Origin of the sequence: Mesorhizobium escarrei (genome assembly GCF_935825525.1) — a bacterium.
Taxonomy (GTDB): Bacteria; Pseudomonadota; Alphaproteobacteria; order Rhizobiales; family Rhizobiaceae; genus Mesorhizobium; species Mesorhizobium escarrei.
Genome location: NZ_CAKXZT010000134.1, coordinates 1 through 15,975 on the forward strand (window position 1 = coordinate 1; position 15,975 = coordinate 15,975).

16 protein-coding genes and 1 pseudogene are annotated in these 15,975 nt (G+C 61.9%); 7 read left to right on the plus strand and 10 right to left on the minus strand.

The window, feature by feature from the left end:
• Both NMG80_RS19535 and NMG80_RS19540 read right to left on the minus strand, forming a co-directional pair.
• Positions 1–802, minus strand: an 802-nt coding sequence (locus tag NMG80_RS19535; RefSeq protein WP_254019607.1) for a LysR substrate-binding domain-containing protein, incomplete at its 3' end; no start/stop codon positions are given.
• 94 nt (positions 803–896) lie between these two features.
• Positions 897–1,271 carry a winged helix-turn-helix transcriptional regulator gene (locus tag NMG80_RS19540; protein WP_254019608.1) on the minus strand — a complete coding sequence of 125 codons (375 nt, stop codon included), beginning with the start codon at positions 1,269–1,271 and terminating at the stop codon, positions 897–899.
• Positions 1,272–1,373: 102 nt separating this feature from the next.
• On the opposite strand from NMG80_RS19540, the gene NMG80_RS19545 reads away from it, so the two are divergent.
• Entirely contained in the window at positions 1,374–2,387 is a 1,014-nt protein-coding gene (locus NMG80_RS19545) for a zinc-binding alcohol dehydrogenase family protein (protein ID WP_254019609.1), read from the plus strand.
• A 131-nt stretch (positions 2,388–2,518) separates the two neighbouring features.
• On the opposite strand, the gene NMG80_RS19550 is transcribed toward NMG80_RS19545, so the two are convergent.
• Positions 2,519–2,794 (minus strand): helix-turn-helix transcriptional regulator, encoded by a 276-nt coding sequence (locus tag NMG80_RS19550; protein ID WP_254019610.1) that lies wholly within the window; start codon positions 2,792–2,794, stop codon positions 2,519–2,521.
• Positions 2,795–3,042: 248 nt separating this feature from the next.
• On the opposite strand from NMG80_RS19550, the gene NMG80_RS19555 reads away from it, so the two are divergent.
• Positions 3,043–3,660 carry a type IV toxin-antitoxin system AbiEi family antitoxin domain-containing protein gene (locus NMG80_RS19555; RefSeq protein ID WP_254019611.1) on the plus strand — a complete coding sequence of 206 codons (618 nt, stop codon included), beginning with the start codon at positions 3,043–3,045 and terminating at the stop codon, positions 3,658–3,660.
• Positions 3,653–4,522 (plus strand): annotated as a pseudogene (locus NMG80_RS19560) (nucleotidyl transferase AbiEii/AbiGii toxin family protein). The gene NMG80_RS19555 and the pseudogene NMG80_RS19560 overlap by 8 nt, the downstream one beginning before the upstream one ends.
• A gap of 1,057 nt (positions 4,523–5,579) precedes the next feature.
• On the opposite strand, the gene NMG80_RS19565 reads toward NMG80_RS19560, so the two are convergent.
• The 3 genes from NMG80_RS19565 to NMG80_RS19575 all read right to left on the minus strand — a co-directional run bounded on the left by NMG80_RS19565 (position 5,580) and on the right by NMG80_RS19575 (position 9,731).
• Positions 5,580–6,884: an NAD(P)-dependent oxidoreductase gene (locus tag NMG80_RS19565; RefSeq protein ID WP_367185975.1), complete on the minus strand. Its 1,305-nt coding sequence runs from the start codon at positions 6,882–6,884 to the stop codon at positions 5,580–5,582.
• A 166-nt stretch (positions 6,885–7,050) separates the two neighbouring features.
• Positions 7,051–9,258 carry a xanthine dehydrogenase family protein molybdopterin-binding subunit gene (locus NMG80_RS19570; RefSeq protein WP_254019612.1) on the minus strand — a complete coding sequence of 736 codons (2,208 nt, stop codon included), beginning with the start codon at positions 9,256–9,258 and terminating at the stop codon, positions 7,051–7,053.
• Positions 9,259–9,260: 2 nt separating this feature from the next.
• Positions 9,261–9,731, minus strand: a complete 471-nt coding sequence (locus NMG80_RS19575) for a (2Fe-2S)-binding protein (RefSeq protein WP_254019613.1) — start codon at positions 9,729–9,731, stop codon at positions 9,261–9,263.
• A gap of 196 nt (positions 9,732–9,927) precedes the next feature.
• Here NMG80_RS19575 and NMG80_RS19580 point away from each other — a divergent pair, with 196 nt between their 5' ends.
• Positions 9,928–10,872: a GlxA family transcriptional regulator gene (locus NMG80_RS19580; protein ID WP_254019614.1), complete on the plus strand. Its 945-nt coding sequence runs from the start codon at positions 9,928–9,930 to the stop codon at positions 10,870–10,872.
• A gap of 37 nt (positions 10,873–10,909) precedes the next feature.
• Positions 10,910–11,113 (plus strand): DUF5996 family protein, encoded by a 204-nt coding sequence (locus tag NMG80_RS19585; RefSeq protein ID WP_367185976.1) that lies wholly within the window; start codon positions 10,910–10,912, stop codon positions 11,111–11,113.
• A gap of 38 nt (positions 11,114–11,151) precedes the next feature.
• On the opposite strand, the gene NMG80_RS19590 is transcribed toward NMG80_RS19585, so the two are convergent.
• The 4 genes from NMG80_RS19590 to NMG80_RS19605 form a co-directional block, all read right to left on the minus strand.
• On the minus strand, positions 11,152–11,652 hold the full coding sequence (locus NMG80_RS19590; RefSeq protein ID WP_254019615.1) for a DUF1993 domain-containing protein: 501 nt from the start codon (positions 11,650–11,652) through the stop codon (positions 11,152–11,154).
• A gap of 176 nt (positions 11,653–11,828) precedes the next feature.
• The gene (locus NMG80_RS19595; RefSeq protein WP_436798639.1) at positions 11,829–12,299 is read right to left on the minus strand and encodes a MaoC family dehydratase; all 471 of its coding nucleotides are present in this window, start codon (positions 12,297–12,299) and stop codon (positions 11,829–11,831) included.
• Positions 12,300–12,349: 50 nt separating this feature from the next.
• A complete protein-coding gene (locus NMG80_RS19600) occupies positions 12,350–13,237 on the minus strand; it encodes a ketopantoate reductase family protein (protein WP_254019616.1) in 888 nt (295 codons plus the stop codon).
• A 6-nt stretch (positions 13,238–13,243) separates the two neighbouring features.
• The gene (locus NMG80_RS19605) at positions 13,244–14,215 is read right to left on the minus strand and encodes a quinone oxidoreductase family protein (RefSeq protein ID WP_254019617.1); all 972 of its coding nucleotides are present in this window, start codon (positions 14,213–14,215) and stop codon (positions 13,244–13,246) included.
• 92 nt (positions 14,216–14,307) lie between these two features.
• Between NMG80_RS19605 and NMG80_RS19610 the strand changes: the two genes are divergently transcribed.
• Positions 14,308–14,901, plus strand: coding sequence for a TetR/AcrR family transcriptional regulator (locus NMG80_RS19610; protein ID WP_254019618.1), 594 nt, complete (start codon positions 14,308–14,310; stop codon positions 14,899–14,901).
• Between the two features lie 27 nt (positions 14,902–14,928).
• Positions 14,929–15,660: an SDR family oxidoreductase gene (locus NMG80_RS19615; RefSeq protein WP_254019619.1), complete on the plus strand. Its 732-nt coding sequence runs from the start codon at positions 14,929–14,931 to the stop codon at positions 15,658–15,660.
• Positions 15,661–15,975: the final 315 nt, after the last annotated feature.

Genomic DNA, 15,975 nt, shown 5'->3' on the forward strand with positions numbered 1-15,975 from the left:
CCCTATTGTGGGCCGATTGACAGCCGAGCATGGTTATTTCGGTGTAAGGCAGTATCGGCAGGCAACCGGGGGCGGAAAGCAACACCAGACCGGAGCGCGCGAACGAACGCCCGAGAACGGTAACGCCCATGCCACACTCGACGGCAGCCTGGACACCCATGATGCTTTCAGCGGTGCAGGCAATCCGGAAAGCACGGCCGCTCTTGTCGAGCGTGTCGATCGCGATGGCGCGGTAGACGCACGGCGGTGGCAGAAGAACCAAAGGCAGGGGCTCGTCCGTCTCATAGTTGAAGCCCTCGCACGTGATCCAGCTCAGAGGCTCACGCCATATGACCCGGCCGCGCTGCGCCTCGCCGTCTTTCTTGGCGAACACCAGGTCAATCTCGCCGGCATCAAATGCGCGATTCAGTCCACAGCTCATTCCGGTCTGCACATCGACCTCGAGGCCAACGTGCCTGCGGCGGAACTCCTCCAGCAGCGCAACCAGGTGATGAGGGATGAAGTCGTCGGCGATGCCCAGGCGAACTCGGGTCTGTTCGCCGCGCGGCGCGAAGTTTCTCACCGTAGCGTCATTGAAGGTCAGCATTTGCCGCGCGTGCCCCAGCAGGATTTCGCCGTCGCGTGTCAGCGACAAGGCCCTGCTGTCGCGCAGAAAAAGCTGTCGCTGCACCATATCCTCCAGCCGTTTCACCCTCTGGCTGACCGCCGATTGCGTACGGCCCACAACATCGCCTGCCAGCGTGAAGCTGCCGGTGTCCGCCACGGCGACGAAGCAGCGCAGCAGATCGATCTCAAGATTCATTGCTCCCATTATGCCCTCCCTGTTTCGACTTGGCCGGCTACCCACCAATTCTCGTCAAAATCAACTGCCTGCTCTTAATTGCCGATCGCACCAATCATGCCGCGCAGGCGTTCTGGCGCGTATGCGGCTTGCCGTAGAGGTCGATATTCGCGTCGCCCCAATCCTTAAGGGCGAGAAGGATGGGCTCCATGCTGCGGCCGAGCGGCGACAGGCTGTATTCCACCTTGGGGGGAACCTGCGCGTACACCTTGCGCGCGATCAACCCGTCCTCCTCCAGCTCGCGCAGCTGGTTGGTCAACATGCGAGGCGTGACGCTGGCGATGTGGCGGCGGATTTCGTTGAAGCGCAGCGTGCCGGAAAGAAGGTGAAATAACACGATCGACTTCCATTTTCCGTCGATCAGCCCAATCGCCGCCTCGACCGCGCAGCCGGGCGTGCAATCGAAACGGGAATACCTGACCTTGGCCATAAAAGTATCCTTTCTGACACTATGAGCGGTGTTTGTGCGTATTGAACAACATCGACTATACGCACAGGTTCCGTTTAGATCAATCGACGACAGGAGCAGAACATGAAAGCGATCGGATACAGGACTGCCGGCGGCATCGACCGTGCGGACGCACTCGAGCTTGTCGACCTGCCACGCCCCGTTGCCTGCGGCCATGACGTGCTGGTCGAGGTTGAGGCAATCTCGGTGAATCCGGTCGATGCCAAGGTGAGGCAGGGCGTTTCGCCTGTTCCGGGAGAATGGAAAGTGCTGGGTTGGGATGCCGCCGGACGCGTCGTGGAGGTGCGGGAGAAGGCGACCCGCCTAAGACATGGCGACGCGGTCTATTATGCCGGTTCGATCTCCCGGCCAGGCGCCAACAGCCAGTTCCACCTCGTGGACGAACGCATCGTGGGCCACAAGCCGGCAACGCTGTCAACCGTCGAGGCGGCGGCGCTGCCGCTGACCGCGATCACCGCCTGGGAGATGCTTTTTGATCGGCTCGACATTCGGCGGCCCGTCCCGGGTGGCGCCAACGCGATCGTCATCCTCGGCGGCGCGGGTGGCGTTGGCTCGATCGCCATCCAACTCGCCCGGGCCATCTCGGATGTCACCGTTATCGCCACCGCCTCGCGTCCCGAGACCAGGGACTGGGTGACCGAACTTGGCGCCCACCATGTCATCGATCACAACAAGCCGATCGCGGAACAGGTGGCGGCACTCGGGCTCGGTGCGCCGGCCTTTGTGTTCTCAACGACCGAAACGGACCGTCATCTCGATCAGATCGTGGAACTCATCGCGCCGCAGGGCCGGTTCGGGCTGATCGACGATCCCAAGGCGCTCAACATCCTGCCATTCAAACGCAAGTCGGTCTCGATCCACTGGGAACTGATGTTCACCCGCTCGATCTTCCAGACGCCCGACATGGACCATCAAGGCAGACTGCTCGACGAGGTGGCGAGGGTGGTCGATGAAGGCAAGATCCGATCCACGCTGAACCAGGTGCTGCGGCCCATCGATCCGGCCAACCTGAAACAGGCCCACGCCCTGATCGAAAGCGGACGTTCCAAAGGAAAGATCGTGCTGGAAGGCTTTTGATTGAGGAAACTTAGGAACACACACCGAGGTGATCGGACCCTATGCTAAGTGGCGCATGATCGCTACACCACGCCCGGTTAGAGTTGGAAGCTGCCGCGCTTGAATAGTGCGATAGCTTCCAACTGCTGCGGCTAGATGTCCGCTTCCTGCGCTTTCACCGGCCGGGCTTTCCGGTGACGGACGTCAGGGCCAGGAGCAACCTTCGCGCGCCCGGCCAAGTATGTCTGGCGGCGCTGTTCGAGCCACGCCTCCACCTCTTCCAGATCCCACACCACGCAGCGGGGCGTAAGATTGAAGCGGCGCGGAAACTCGCCTCGTTTCTCCATCCCATAGATCGTGCTGTCGGCGAGCGGGACGATCAGCCTGAGTTCATGCCGCCTGATGGTCCGCGGCAGGCCCGTCAGCACCGTTGCGGGACCGGAGTAGCCTGCCGGTCGCTGTCGTCGTCCTCTTGATATGGCATCATCAGAATGCGCACCCGACTTGGTTTCTTCGTAGTCATGTCTATCCTCCTGTGGTTGGGAAGAAGGACAGATACCGGGCGCGCGTTAGGACAGTCGCAAAGAAGTTTTCGGGAGTAGGGCGTCTTTCCCGGGAGCAGGAAGGGTGATACAAAGTCTCGGAGAATAGACTTGAGAATCCGAGCTTTCATATCGTGCCTGAACCCACCACCCAGCGCCAAATTGCCCACGCCCTCCTGACTGTGCGCGGAATCGCGCGTCTGGCGGAGCTGCGCGATGCGGGCGTAACAGCCGCCACCATCAGCCGCATGGAACGGGATGGCGAGGTGCTTCGGCTCGCGCGAGGGCTTTACCAACTCTCCGATGCAACGCTCGACGCTCACCACAGTCTCGCCGAGGCCGCAAAACGTGTTCCGAAGGGCGTGGTTTGCCTCGTCTCAGCACTGGCGTTCCATGAACTTACCGATCAGCTTCCGAGGCAGATATGGATTGCCATCAGGCAGAAAGATTGGCCCCCTAAGGCCGATGGTACGCCGATACGGGTGGTGCGTTTCACTGATCGCCTGCTCGGGGAGGGGGTCGAAACCCACCTCGTCGAGGGCGTGCCGGTAAAGGTCTTCGGCGTCGCCAAGACGATTGCCGATTGCTTCCGATACCGGAACAAGATCGGCCTGTCGGTGGCAATCGAGGGCCTCCGGGAAGCGCTTCGCCAGCGTAAGACCACGGCAGGTGAAATTGCCAGACAGGCTGAGCGTGGCGGTGTCGCCACGGTCATCCGGCCGTATCTCGAGGCGCTGACTGCCAATGGCTAAGGAGATCAAGAACATCGGCGCCTCGGTGCGCGCACGCCTGCTGCAACTCGCCAGGGCAAGTGGCCAGAGCTTCGACCTGGTTCTGACGCGCTTCGCTCTCGAGCGGCTGCTCTTTCGGCTCAGTCAGTCACCCACGCCGACCGTTTCGTGCTGAAGGGTGCGATGCTGATGATGAGCTGGTTCGATGATCCGCACCGCGGCACGCGCGACCTTGACCTACTGGGTTTTGGCGATCCGAGCCCGGAGCCGATGCTGGCAACGTTTCGGGAGATCCTGGCGCAGGACGCCGGCGATGGCGTCGAGTTCGACGCTGACGCACTTCGCGTCGACCGCATTCGCGAGGAACTGGAATATGGCGGCCTCAGGCTGCGGACGACGGCCTCGATCAGCGGCGCCCGGATCAGCCTGACGATCGACATCGGCTTTGGCGATGCGCTGGAGCCTGGTGCCGAAGAACTGGACTTATCCGTCCATGCTGGATTTTCCCATGCCCCGGCTTCGGGGCTATGCGCGAGAGACGGTCATTGCCGAGAAATTCCAAGCGATGGTGGCGCTGCGGCGGGCCAATAGCCGGATGAAGGACTTCTACGACATCTGGATTCTCAGCAGGTCGTTCGCTTTTGATGACGACAGACTGGCGCGGGCAATTGCCGCCACCTTCGCGCGGCGCGGGACAGCAATTCCTGAGGACCTACCGGATGCGCTGACACCGTCCTTCGCAGCCGATGAACAAAAGCAGCGGCAATGGCGCGCGTTCATCGAAAACGTTGCGCACCAACCCGGTGAGCTCGCCAACGTTGTGGGAGATATAGGTGAATTCCTGATGCCACACGCTTTCGCGGCAGTGGAGGCCGATCGATGAGGGGCTCGACTTTGGGCACGGATAACCTGCGAGCGGCTGTCCACGCTGCGGCAAGCTCCCGACTCAATGGTATCCACCTTGTCACCGTGGTGGATTGAGCGACGGTACTTTTCGAGACGGGTTCAGGGCTGCCGCCGGTGCGGCCTTCCAAATGGTGCGGAATTGTGAAGGTTCTCTGCCACGTGAGTGCCGGATTGACCGGCTCGCATGGTCGACCGCCATGGATGGGTCAGGAAGACGTTGGAATGCTCAAGCTATTGCGAGTGGCGCGCTGTCGGGTGACAACGCCCTGACGGTACTTTTCTGCCGGCGCGAAGGGATGCCCGCAACCGGCGGCTGAAAAAATTCGACCGATTGTGGTCGATAGTCACCGAAATCCCAGATTTCGCGAAAATCTGAAATTCCTCAATGAATTAACAGTCGAAAATTTTGACGGTATATCTGACGGCAAATGTGGCTGCCGAAAATAAATTGCCTTGTGAAATCAATGTGTTATGATGAGTTGAAATAATCGAGTGGGAGTAGAGGGGAAACGGCGGCAATAGCGTAGTTTCGGCGGGCCATTCCGTCCACCGCTTTTGTGTATCCATTAGTCGCCACATCCATTTCCTCGCGCGCTCCAAACTATTTCGACAATCTGAGCCGCGTTTGACTGTGGTGTAAAGCGCGTTTGTCTGTGTGTGCCGCCCTGGCGTGCCGCAGCGTACAAATCGGACGGCTTGCGCTACCGCTGCCGTTTTGATTTCGAGTAGGATCGCGTCCGCTCTTTAGCCCCATCGCGGATGTACTCAGCCGATTTCCGTCTTCGCAAATAGTGCGCTTGGGACCTGAACGTCGGCCAAAGGCGGTACCAGCGCGAGAACTGCCCTCCGAAGGCGAGGGCCCCGCGTTCGAATCGCGGCGGGTGCGTTGACACGCTTAAAAGCGCCTAACTGCGAATCTGGGGGTCAGGAGTTCGAATCTCTTCGGGCGCGTCATTCCATCCAATTGAGTGTCGTCCATTCGCTTAAGCGGGGACCAAGCATGATGTCCTGCTTCGCATATCCCGCAGGACGCCTCAGCCGGCTGCCTGGCCGTCGAGCCAACGGCGAATATTCTTCACGGTGTCCCGATAGAAGCGGGAGTAAAGGCCGCGCGAGACGTAGCCGATGTGTGGCGTGGCCAGCAGATTCGGCAGCGTACGGAACGGATGGTCGAGCGGTAACGGCTCCTGGTCGAAGACATCGATGGCCGCGCCGGCAATGTTCTGTGCTTTAAGCGCCGCAATGAGATCCGCCTCGATCACGATCGGTCCGCGTGACGTGTTCACCAGTCGGGCTGTGGGTTTCATGAGCGCGAGTTCAGAAGCGCCGACGAGGCCGCGTGTCCGGCCGCTGAGGACGAGGTGGACAGAGACGACATCCGCCCGGCCAAACAATTCCTCCTTGGAAACCAACTCGGCACCTACTTCCGCTGCGCGCTCGGCCGTCAGGTGCTGACTCCAGGCAGTGACGTTCATGCCGAATGCCTTGCCGATCTGCGCCACGGCGCCACCGACATTGCCAAGACCGAGAACGCCCAGGGTTCGCCCGGCCATATCATCACCGATGGATCGCTGCCAACCACCGCTGCGCAGTGAGGTGTTCTCGGCGACCAGGTTGCGGGCGCTGGCGAGGATGAGAGCCCAGGTCAGTTCGATGGTCGGTGCCGAGGTGTAGCTGGTATGAACGACCGGAATGCCGCGTTCTTCCGCCGCTTTAACGTCGATCGAGGCGTTGCGGAATGCCGTGGAGGCGATGAGACGAAGCCTCGGCAGCCGCTCGATGATGGTCCGCGTGAGGGGCGTGCGCTCTCGCATCACACACACGATGTCGAATGGTTGCAGCCGCTCGACCACCGCGTCTGCATCGGCCAGATGGTCGTTGAACACGGTGACCGACGCCCGGCCGTCGAGAACCGACCAATCCGCAAGCGAAAGGGCGACGTTCTGGTAGTCGTCCAGAACGGCGAGGTTGTAGCGTTCTTGTCTGGGCATCATGGGATTCTCCGGGGCGAGGTTATCCGCGCGTGACCAACCTATCGTGAAGGACCTGGCATTACGAAAGGCGAACGAGCGCTTTGCTGAAGTTCCGGCTGGCCAGCATGCCGATGAAAGCCTCCGGGCCTTCTCAAGGCCGTCGACGATGTCTTCGCGATAGCGAATATTGCCGGCGCGAACTCTCGGGCCGATCTCCCGCAGGAAGGCATCGTAGTGCTCGTCGAAGAATTCGGTGTTGATGTAGCCGCGCCGCACCAGGCTGCGGCGCACAATCGCCAGCATCGTCGCGGGTAGAAGATCCTGCTCGGCGCCGCCGCCATTGTAATGGGCGATGACGCCGCACATCGGTATCCGCACGACGCGGTTGAGCAGCGGTAAAACCGCCTGCCAGATCGTGCCGCCAACATTTTCGAAATAGACGTCGATGCCGTGCGGGCAGACTTCGGCCAGCTTTTCCGCGAGCCCTTCGGACCGGTGATCAACCACGGCATCGAAGCCGAGCTCGTTCCGTTCACAAAGACTGCTTCAACGCCACGGTGTCGATCGGCAGTTTGCGCAGGCGCTTGCGAGTTGCCGCAAAGATCGCGTTGGTCACTGCGGGGACAATCGCCGAAGTCCCGGCCTCGCCCATTCCGCCAGGCGGCTCGAAGCTCTGGACGATGTGCACCTCGATGGCCGGCACCTCATCCATGCGGAGAAGTTGGTACGTGTCGAAATTGGCTTGCTCGACACGTCCGTCCTTCAGCGTGATCTCGCCATAGAGCGCAGCCGTGATCCCGAACATGATCGCGCTCTGGATCTGCGCCTGGACCGTATCGCGATTGACGACCGTCCCGCAATCGACCGCGCAGACGACGCGGCGGACGCGAACCGCTCCTTCCTTCGACACCTCGACCTCGGCGACCTGCGCCAAGTAGGTGGCGAAGACAAACTGGAGCGAGACACCACGGCCTACCCCTGGAGGCAGCGGCTGCCCCCAGTCGGCCTTTTCTGCGGCAAGCTCGAGCACGGCCTTGGCGCGGGGCGCCCCTTCGAGGAGCGCCAGCCGATAGGCGACAGGGTCTTGCTTCGCCGCCGCCGCCAGTTCGTCCATGAAGCTTTCGGTCACGAAGACATTGTGCGACGGCCCGACACTGCGCCAGAACGCAGTCGGAATGCCTGGAGGTTCCACGCGCAAATACTCGATATGCATGTTCGGGAGGGCGTAGGCGAGATTGATTGCCCCCTCGGTAGTATCGGGGTCGAGACCATTGTTAAAAAACGGAGGACCCCATCTAGCGATGATCGAGGAACCAGCGAAGCGATTGTTCCAGGCGACCGGCATTCCTTTCTCGTCGAGACCGGCCGATATCCGGTCGAAGAAAGCGGGCCGGTACATGTCGTGTTGGATGTCTTCCTCGCGCGTCCACACGACCTTAACTGGACCATCGACGTGTTTGGCGACCTGGACGGCGCGTGTGACGCCATCGATCTCCAGCCTCCTTCCAAACCCGCCACCGATCAGGTGATTGTGGACCACGACCTTGTCCAACGGCAGGCCGGTAACCTCCGCCGCTGCCGCCTGGGCTCTCGCCACGACCTGGCTGCCGACCCAGACCTCGCAGGAATCTTCGCGGACGTGAACAGTGCAATTCATGGGCTCCATTGCCGCATGCGCGAGGAACGGAACCTGGTAGGTCGCCTCGACCTTGGTGGCGGCGCTTTCCATTGCCTTGATGGCGTCACCGACATTCTGCGCAACCGCCCCCGAATTCAGCGTCGCCTCTTCGAGCTCGGCCACGATCTCTTCCGTGTTCAGCCTGGCGTGCGGACCGTCGTCCCATTCAATCACCAGGGCCTCGAGCCCTTTCTTCGCAGCCCCCATATGGTCGGCCACGACGGCGACGGCGTCGTCGAGCCGCACGATCTGACGCACGCCCCTGATGGCCTTGGCCGCAGCATCGTCGACGCTCTTCACGCTCCCGCCGAAGACCGGCGATTGTGCAAGCGTCGCGATCTTCACGCCCGGCGGACGGACGTCGATGCCATAGACGGCCGTGCCGTCGACCTTGGCCGGCGTGTCCAGACGCTTGGCGGGGGTGCCGATGAGCTTGAAATCCTCGGGCCGCTTGAGCGCCACGCTTTCGGGCACGGGCATGCGGGCGGCCTCGGCGGCAAGCTCGCCGTATTTGGCGCTTTTCCCCGTCGGCGTGTGAAGTACTTCACCGCTTTGCGCGCGGCAGGACCCCGGATCGACATTCCAGCGCTTCGCCGCCGCCGATACGAGCATGGTTCTGGCAGTCGCACCGGCCTGCCGCATCGGCTCCCATGCCGCGCGTACCGCGTTCGAGTTTCCTGTTGCCTGCAAGCCGCCCAGCAAAGGATTCCCGTAGAGCTTTTCGTTGGGCGGAGCATGCTCCAGCTGCACCTGTTTCAGATCCACCTCCAGCTCTTCGGCGATCAGCATCGGGATGGCGGTATAGGTGCCCTGGCCCATCTCGACATAGGGCATGGTCAGGACGATCTGCCCGTCGCCTTCGATGCGAATGAAGGCGTTGGGCGTGAAGCCGTCGGCGTCGGCCGCCTGGGCCTCGCCGTTTGCGAACGGCAAGCTCAAACTCAGCACCAGGCCTCCGCCCGCTGCCGCTCCTGCCTGCAGGAAACTGCGCCGGGAGAAACCGTTCGCTGATGGCGATCGGCCAGAGTCGGCTGCTGAGGAAATGAGGTTGTCGAGGATCATGATCAGCCTCCCTGCCCATTCGATTGTGCGACCTGCTTGATCGCTTCGCGAATGCGGACATAGGTCCCGCAGCGGCAGATGTTGCCGGACATCGCCTCGTCGATGTCGGCATCCGTCGGATGCGGGTTGCTCGCGATTAGCGCCGAAGCGGACATGATCTGCCCCGACTGGCAGTAGCCGCATTGAACGACCTCCCGGTCAAGCCAGGCCTTCTGGATGCTGGCGCCGGCCGCCGTCGCGCCGATCGCCTCGATCGTCGTGATCTCTGAGGCGCCGATGCTGTCGACAGGGGTGATGCAGGAACGGGTGGCGATGCCGTCGACATGCACGGTGCAGGCGCCGCAAAGCGCCACGCCGCAGCCGAACTTCGTGCCGGTCATGCCGAGCACGTCGCGCAACACCCATAAGAGCGGCGTGTCGTCGTCGACGTCGACTGCCCGATCGACGCCGTTGACCTTGATCGTGGTGGCCATGGCTAGCTCCTGGTTATTTGCGCGGGACTTCCGCCACCCGCGAGTTGGACCTCGCGCCGCCTCGATGCCGTGGCGGCGCTCGCTCTTCGTCTCGTTTGTCCGGGACGGGCTGTGCTTTCGGGTAAGAGACTAGCCTTGCAATCGTCTGTCTCAAATGTCATAAAACCGACGTTTTAGGACATGTAGAGATAGAGCCATGCAGCGCATCGGTTTCATCGTCTTGACCGGCTTCCAGATGATGAGCGTGGCCGTGCTCTCGGTCTTCGAATTCGCGAACAAGGAAATGGGCCAGGCGGTCTATGATTTGCATTTGCTTTCGGAGACCGGCGGGTCCGTTCGCAACTCCATCGGCGTCAGCGTCGCGACGGAACCCTTCGACGATACCAATTTCGACACACTGATCATCGGCGGCAGCGCCGTAGCCGGGTCGTTGACGCCGGGCGTGATCGATTTTCTGCGTCATGCCCTGGGACGATCCAGGCGGGTCGCCGCGACGTGCGTCGGAGCGTTCGTTCTGGCAGAAGCAGGCCTGCTTGACGGCCGACGCGCGACCACCCACTGGAACCGCGCGCGTGAATTGCAGGCCCGATTCCCAAAGGTGAATGTCGAGGAAGACCGCATCTTCATCGTCGACGGCCAAGTGTGGACCTCGGCCGGGATGACTGCCGGTATCGACCTCGCCCTGGCCATGATCGAGCAGGATCTGGGTGCGGACGTTGCCAGGTCCGTGGCCAGGAAGCTGGTCGTCTATCACCGGCGTGCAGGTGGCCAGTCACAGTTTTCAGCACTGCTGGAGTTGGAGCCCAAATCCGACCGAATCCAGAGCGCGCTGACCTATGCCAAGCGCAATATCGATAAGCCGCTGGCGGTTGGACAACTCGCCGAAGCCGCGCATCTCAGCCCGCGCCAGTTCAGCCGCGCATTTCGCGCCGAGACCGGCCAATCGCCGGCCAAGGCTATCGAGAACCTGCGGGTCGAGGCTGCCCGGCTGATGATGGAGCAGAGTCGCCATCCCATCGACGTCATCGCTCGGCAAACGGGTTTTGCCGATCCCGACCGCATGCGTCGTGCGTTCCTGCGCGCCTTCGGCCAGCCTCCCCAGGCAATCCGGCGAAACGCGCGCGCGGAGGTCGTGGCATGAGTAGCAGGTCACCCATGAACGTGCGCATCCAGGCAAGATGGCCGGACATTCCGTATGTCCTTGGCGCGACACCTTTTCCGCGCTGGATCTTTATACCCGGATCATAGGGAAATATCTGCTTGCCCGCACGCCGTGGGTGAACCATTCGTGGCACGCGACCCAATATCCCAATGCTCGCGGCTTCACGACCGGGCTTGTCCCGGATGCACTCCTGAGTTCTTTCGGAGGACGGAGACGGTAAGAGCGGCCTTGACACGCTGGCGTACAGCCGGTGCCGCTTCACTCCCGGCCGAAGCCGAGATATTCGCGTTTGCCGATGGGAACTCCGTTGTGACGGAGGATGTCGTGCGCCGTTGCCACATGGAAATAGAAGTTCGGCAAGGCGAAATTCAGGAGATAGTCCTGTCCGCCCGACTGCCGCGGAGCGCCGCCGGCATTGTATGAAATCGTTCGCGCCTCACTCCCGTCGAACTGCTCCGGTCGGAACGTCTTGAGATAGTCTGCGGTCACGTCGATCCGTTGCCGCAACTCGTCGAGCGTGAGTTCGGTGTCTGCGAAGCGAGGTGATGGAAGACCGGTCAGTCGCCCTGCGGCAAACTTCGCTGTGTCACTCGCGCGTTGGATCTGGCCGGTGAATGGCAACATGTCCGGCGCAAGCCGGGCGGCCGCCAGGATGCCGACATCAAAACCGCGCGCCGAGGCATGGACGTCGGCCCGGTCCAGCAACACCGACAGAACGTCTAGTCCGCGGAGAAACACAGGAATGGAAGCTCTGTACATCGAAAGAGTCCTGGTTTGTGTCCTGACAGGCTCTGAGCAGGCATGAAGAGCTGAGGTTCTCGCGCCTCCGGGCGACCGCGTCGGTTCTGGCCGCCCACAATGAGAGCGTTTGGTAGCTAAACCTCGAACCGGAACGCCCCGCCTCGCTTCACGTGTCCAGCTGTCGGCGCGGATCGTTACTCCTGCCGAATATCCTTCCGCCGCTGCACGACCATGTTTACGACATACACCAGCACGGTCTCGTCATTCTGGTTCAGGGTGGTCGTTCGGAGCTTTATCAGGCCCTGCTCCGGACGCGACTTTGACGGTCGCACCTCGATCACCTCGCACTCGACGCGCAACTCGTCACCGGGGCGCACTGGCCGGGGCCACCGGAACTCGTCGATACCAGCGCCGACGAGACCGCCAGCCGGCTTGAGTTCGGTCTCAACCAGCAGCCGCATCGTCACGGCAGCGGTGTGCCAGCCGCTGGCAGTCAGTTCACCAAAAATCGAGCGACGCGCCGCCGCCTCATCGAGATGGAAGGGCTGCGGATCGAACTCGGCAGCGAACGCGAGGGCCCGTTCCCCGTCGATGCGCAGCCGCCCGGAACCGAACGTCTGCCCCACTGCAAAATCTTCTAGGTAGCGCTCGCTCAACTGTTTCATGATTCAACCCCAGTTTTAGGCGATGGTTTCGAGCGGGAGCGATTGATCCGCTACTTGCTCTCGATCAGCTTGACGATCGAATGCAGCAGCCGGTTGGCGGGCGTCGCGATGCCCAACGCTTCGCCGCGCCGCACGATCAAGCCGTTCAGATGATCGATCTCACTGCGCTTGCCGCGCGCCAGATCCTGCGCGGTCGATGAGTACTGGCCCGCCGCCGTCTCGGCAATTTTGCGGACGGCCGCATCGAGATCGCCCGGAAGCGTCACGCCATCCGCTTTCGCAACGGCCACGCATTCATCGACGAGGTCGCGCAGGACAACGGTCACGCCCTCACCCTTCACGAGCCGGCCGTAGGGCAATTGGGTAATCGCCGATAGCGCGTTATACGCGCAATTCGTGATTAGCTTCGCCCATAACGCGCCGCGGACGTTATCGGAGATATCGGTCGGCACGCCGGCTGCGATCAGCGCGCGCGCAACATCATCGCTGGCCTTCGACCGCTCGATGACCAGTTCGCCGCGGCCATGATGCCTGACATGCCCCGGCCCGGCCATTTCGGTCCCGACATAGACCGCGGCTGCTATCACTTCCTGTGGCAGCAGCGCGCGCAGCCGGTCCGCGTTCTCAACGCCGTTTTGTAACGACAGTACCAACGCATCCGGCACAAGATGCGACTGGATGGCAGCCGCACCGCTTTCGGTGTCGGTGGACTTCACGCAAAAGAGCACGAGCTGCGCGCCCTGCACCGCGCTCGCTTCAGTGCTGGCAGAGACGCGAATGCGTTCGTCGAAGGTTTGTGTTTCGAGCCTGAGCCCCTGACGCTCGACCGCCTCGACGTGTTGAGGGCGCCCAATTAGCACCACATCGTGTCCGGCACGTGCCAGCATGCCGCCGTAGTAGCAGCCCACCGCACCCGCACCCATTACCGCGATTTTCACAGTCGGTCACCCCGCCAAGACGACTTTGCCAAAAGGCCGATCCTCGATCAGATGACGTAAGGCTTCGCCCGCCTCGCTGAAGCGACAGATCCGCTCGATGATCGGCTTGACGGATCCGCTGACCATCAGTGGGAGGACGTCCCGCCACGCCGCCGCGATCGAGGTCGGCGTTTGGGCGAACAGGGAGAAGCCGGCCATCCGCGCACGCTTCCAGATCAGGTCCGTCACATCGATCGTGGTCTTGCGTCCGGCGGAATAGCCCAACGTGATCAGGATACCGCCGAGACTAAGGCTGCTCAGCGCCTCACTAGTCACGGTCCCGCCGATGCTGTCGATGACGATATCGACGCCCTTGCCGGCCGTTATCCGGCGAACGCCCTCGGCAAGGCCCTCTGCGGTTAGGTCGACCACGTCTTCGAAGCCAAGCTCGCGCGCTTTGGCGGCTTTCGCAGCGCTGCCAGCCGTCGAAATCACCTTGCCGGCGCCCTGCGCCCGCGCGAGTTGATAGGTCGCGTTGCCGACCGATCCACCGATCCCCGGAGCCAGCACCCTCATGTCTGGTTTGAATTCGGCCTGCGCCAGCGTGACCTGCGCGGTCAGGTAGGCCACTGGAAGGCTGGCCGCGACGACATCGTCGATCGCGTCGGGCACGAGCGCCAGATGCTCAGGTCTCACCAGCAGCCAGTCTTGCCAGGTGCCAGTCTCACCAACGCCATAGGGTCCCGTGAACATCACGCGGCTTCCCGCTGCGAGACCGGACTCGCCAGCGTCCTCGATGACACCGGCACCCTCATTGCCGAGCACCAGCGGCGCCTTGGCCCGAGGATGTCCACCCGACAGGATCGTGTGATCGAGCGGCGTGACGCCCGCGGCCGTGACACGGATCAGCACCCTATCCTTTGCCGCTCGCGGCTTGGGCAATTCGACCTCTCGCAGCCCGCCGTAGCCCGAGAACGTCTCTGCCTCAATCGCGCGCATCGCCATTCTCCATAAAGTGACTGAACTGTATGGCACTTGAATGTTACGGACAGGTCTGTCACTTTGTCAACCAGCAAATCGGAGTGAGTGGAATGAAGGCAGGCGACCGACCCCGACGGGGCGCCCCGCCAAAGGGCGAAGTGAGCGCCCGCGAACGCATTCTCGCGACTGCAAGCGAGTTGTTCTACCGCGAGGGCATCCGCGCCGTCGGCGTCGACACGGTCGTCGAGCGGTCCGGCGTGTCGAAGACGAGCCTCTATCGCTTGTTTGACTCCAAGGACGCTTTGATCGCCGCCTTCGCTGCCGAACAGGATCGGTTGTTCTGGGCGCGCTGGGATCGCATTGAAAAGCAGCACGCCGATGATCCGCGCGCCTTGTTGGAGGCGTTGCTATCTGGAATCGCGGAGCGGATCGGGCGCCCCGCCTATCGCGGCTGTCCGTTCTTCAATCTCGTGACGGAGTTTCCCGCCAAGAACCATCCCGGCCGGGTCGTCGCCCGGGGCAACAAGGAAGAACTGCGGGCGAGGCTCGCGGCCATCGTTGCCAAGCTTGGCGCGGGTGATCCCAACCGCACTGCGTCTCAGATCGCGCTGCTCATCAACGGCGCGTACGCCACCGGCCTGATGGACAAACCGGCTGATCTAAGGGGCGACCTCGTCAATGCCGCCAGTAAATTGCTTGCCTAGCTTCCATCATCAACAGGAACAACGACTGTGGGTAAATTACAGGGAAAAGTGGCGGTCATTACCGGTGGCACCACTGGAATAGGCTTCGCTGCAGCGAAGCTATTCGTCGAAGAGGGCGCCTACGTCTTCGTCACGGGCCGTCGCCAGAAGGAGCTAGGCGAGGCGGTGGAAGCCATTGGACCCAATGCTACCGGCGTCCAGGGGGACGTGTCCAAGTTGGCTGACCTTGATCGGCTTTACGAAACCGTCGAGGCAGAGGGGCGACGAATCGATGTTGTCTTCGCCAATGCCGGCCTCGGTGAGTTTGCCGCTTTGGGCAGTATCACCGAGGAACATTTCGACAAGCTGTTCAGCATCAATGTGAAGGGAGCGCTGTTCACGGTCCAGAAGGCTCTTCCGCTATTGAATGACGGGGCCTCCATCATTCTCACCGGCTCTGTCGGTAGCGCCAAAGGGACGCCTGCTTTCTGGGTTTACGGCGCGACCAAGGCCGCCATCCGCAATTTCGTTCGCGCGTGGACCATCGAGTTGAGGGACCGCCGCATCCGCTCGAACGTCCTCAGCCCGGGCCCGACCGAAACACCGCTGGTGGACCGTCAGCCTCCCGAGGCTATTGCGCGGATCGTATCCACCATCCCGATGGGACGCATGGGCTCTCCCGCGGAGATTGCCAAGGCCGCGCTATTCCTTGCCTCCGATGATTCCAGTTTCGTCACGGGCATCGAACTATTCGTCGATGGCGGCAGGGCACAAATCTGAGCGGAGGCACGGACGTCAATTTGTTCGACGCGTGCGCACGCATCGAAGTTCTAGCGATTTCGGCCTGTTTCTGGTAGTCATGTGGGGGCGAAACCTTCATTGCTCGCCTCGAGCGGCCGACGACCGATCTCGTCATCGGCTACAACAAGACCAACACCTCGCCCATTCTTGGACTCTTCCTTTCGCGCGTCGCCCAACTGAAGAAGAGCGCTTCGCAAACGCATTGATTGCGGGCGCTGAGCTGAGGGCATTTTCTACGATCGAATCCAATGGCGCCATCATCGAAGATCAAAGGATCATCGACTTCCGCGCGCG

Excerpts from the sequence above, each read along its gene's own strand:
- NMG80_RS19565 (WP_367185975.1), bottom strand. The coding sequence starts at position 6,884 with ATGTGCGGCGTCATCGCCCATTACAATGGCGGCGGCGCCGAGCAGGAT.
- NMG80_RS19540 (WP_254019608.1), bottom strand. The coding sequence starts at position 1,271 with ATGGCCAAGGTCAGGTATTCCCGTTTCGATTGCACGCCCGGCTGCGCG.
- NMG80_RS19590 (WP_254019615.1), bottom strand. The coding sequence starts at position 11,652 with ATGTACAGAGCTTCCATTCCTGTGTTTCTCCGCGGACTAGACGTTCTG.
- NMG80_RS19545 (WP_254019609.1), top strand. The coding sequence starts at position 1,374 with ATGAAAGCGATCGGATACAGGACTGCCGGCGGCATCGACCGTGCGGAC.
- NMG80_RS19610 (WP_254019618.1), top strand. The coding sequence starts at position 14,308 with ATGAAGGCAGGCGACCGACCCCGACGGGGCGCCCCGCCAAAGGGCGAA.
- NMG80_RS19570 (WP_254019612.1), bottom strand. The coding sequence starts at position 9,258 with ATGATCCTCGACAACCTCATTTCCTCAGCAGCCGACTCTGGCCGATCG.
- NMG80_RS19575 (WP_254019613.1), bottom strand. The coding sequence starts at position 9,731 with ATGGCCACCACGATCAAGGTCAACGGCGTCGATCGGGCAGTCGACGTC.
- NMG80_RS19580 (WP_254019614.1), top strand. The coding sequence starts at position 9,928 with ATGCAGCGCATCGGTTTCATCGTCTTGACCGGCTTCCAGATGATGAGC.
- NMG80_RS19585 (WP_367185976.1), top strand. The coding sequence starts at position 10,910 with ATGGCCGGACATTCCGTATGTCCTTGGCGCGACACCTTTTCCGCGCTG.
- NMG80_RS19595 (WP_436798639.1), bottom strand. The coding sequence starts at position 12,299 with ATGAAACAGTTGAGCGAGCGCTACCTAGAAGATTTTGCAGTGGGGCAG.
- NMG80_RS19605 (WP_254019617.1), bottom strand. The coding sequence starts at position 14,215 with ATGCGCGCGATTGAGGCAGAGACGTTCTCGGGCTACGGCGGGCTGCGA.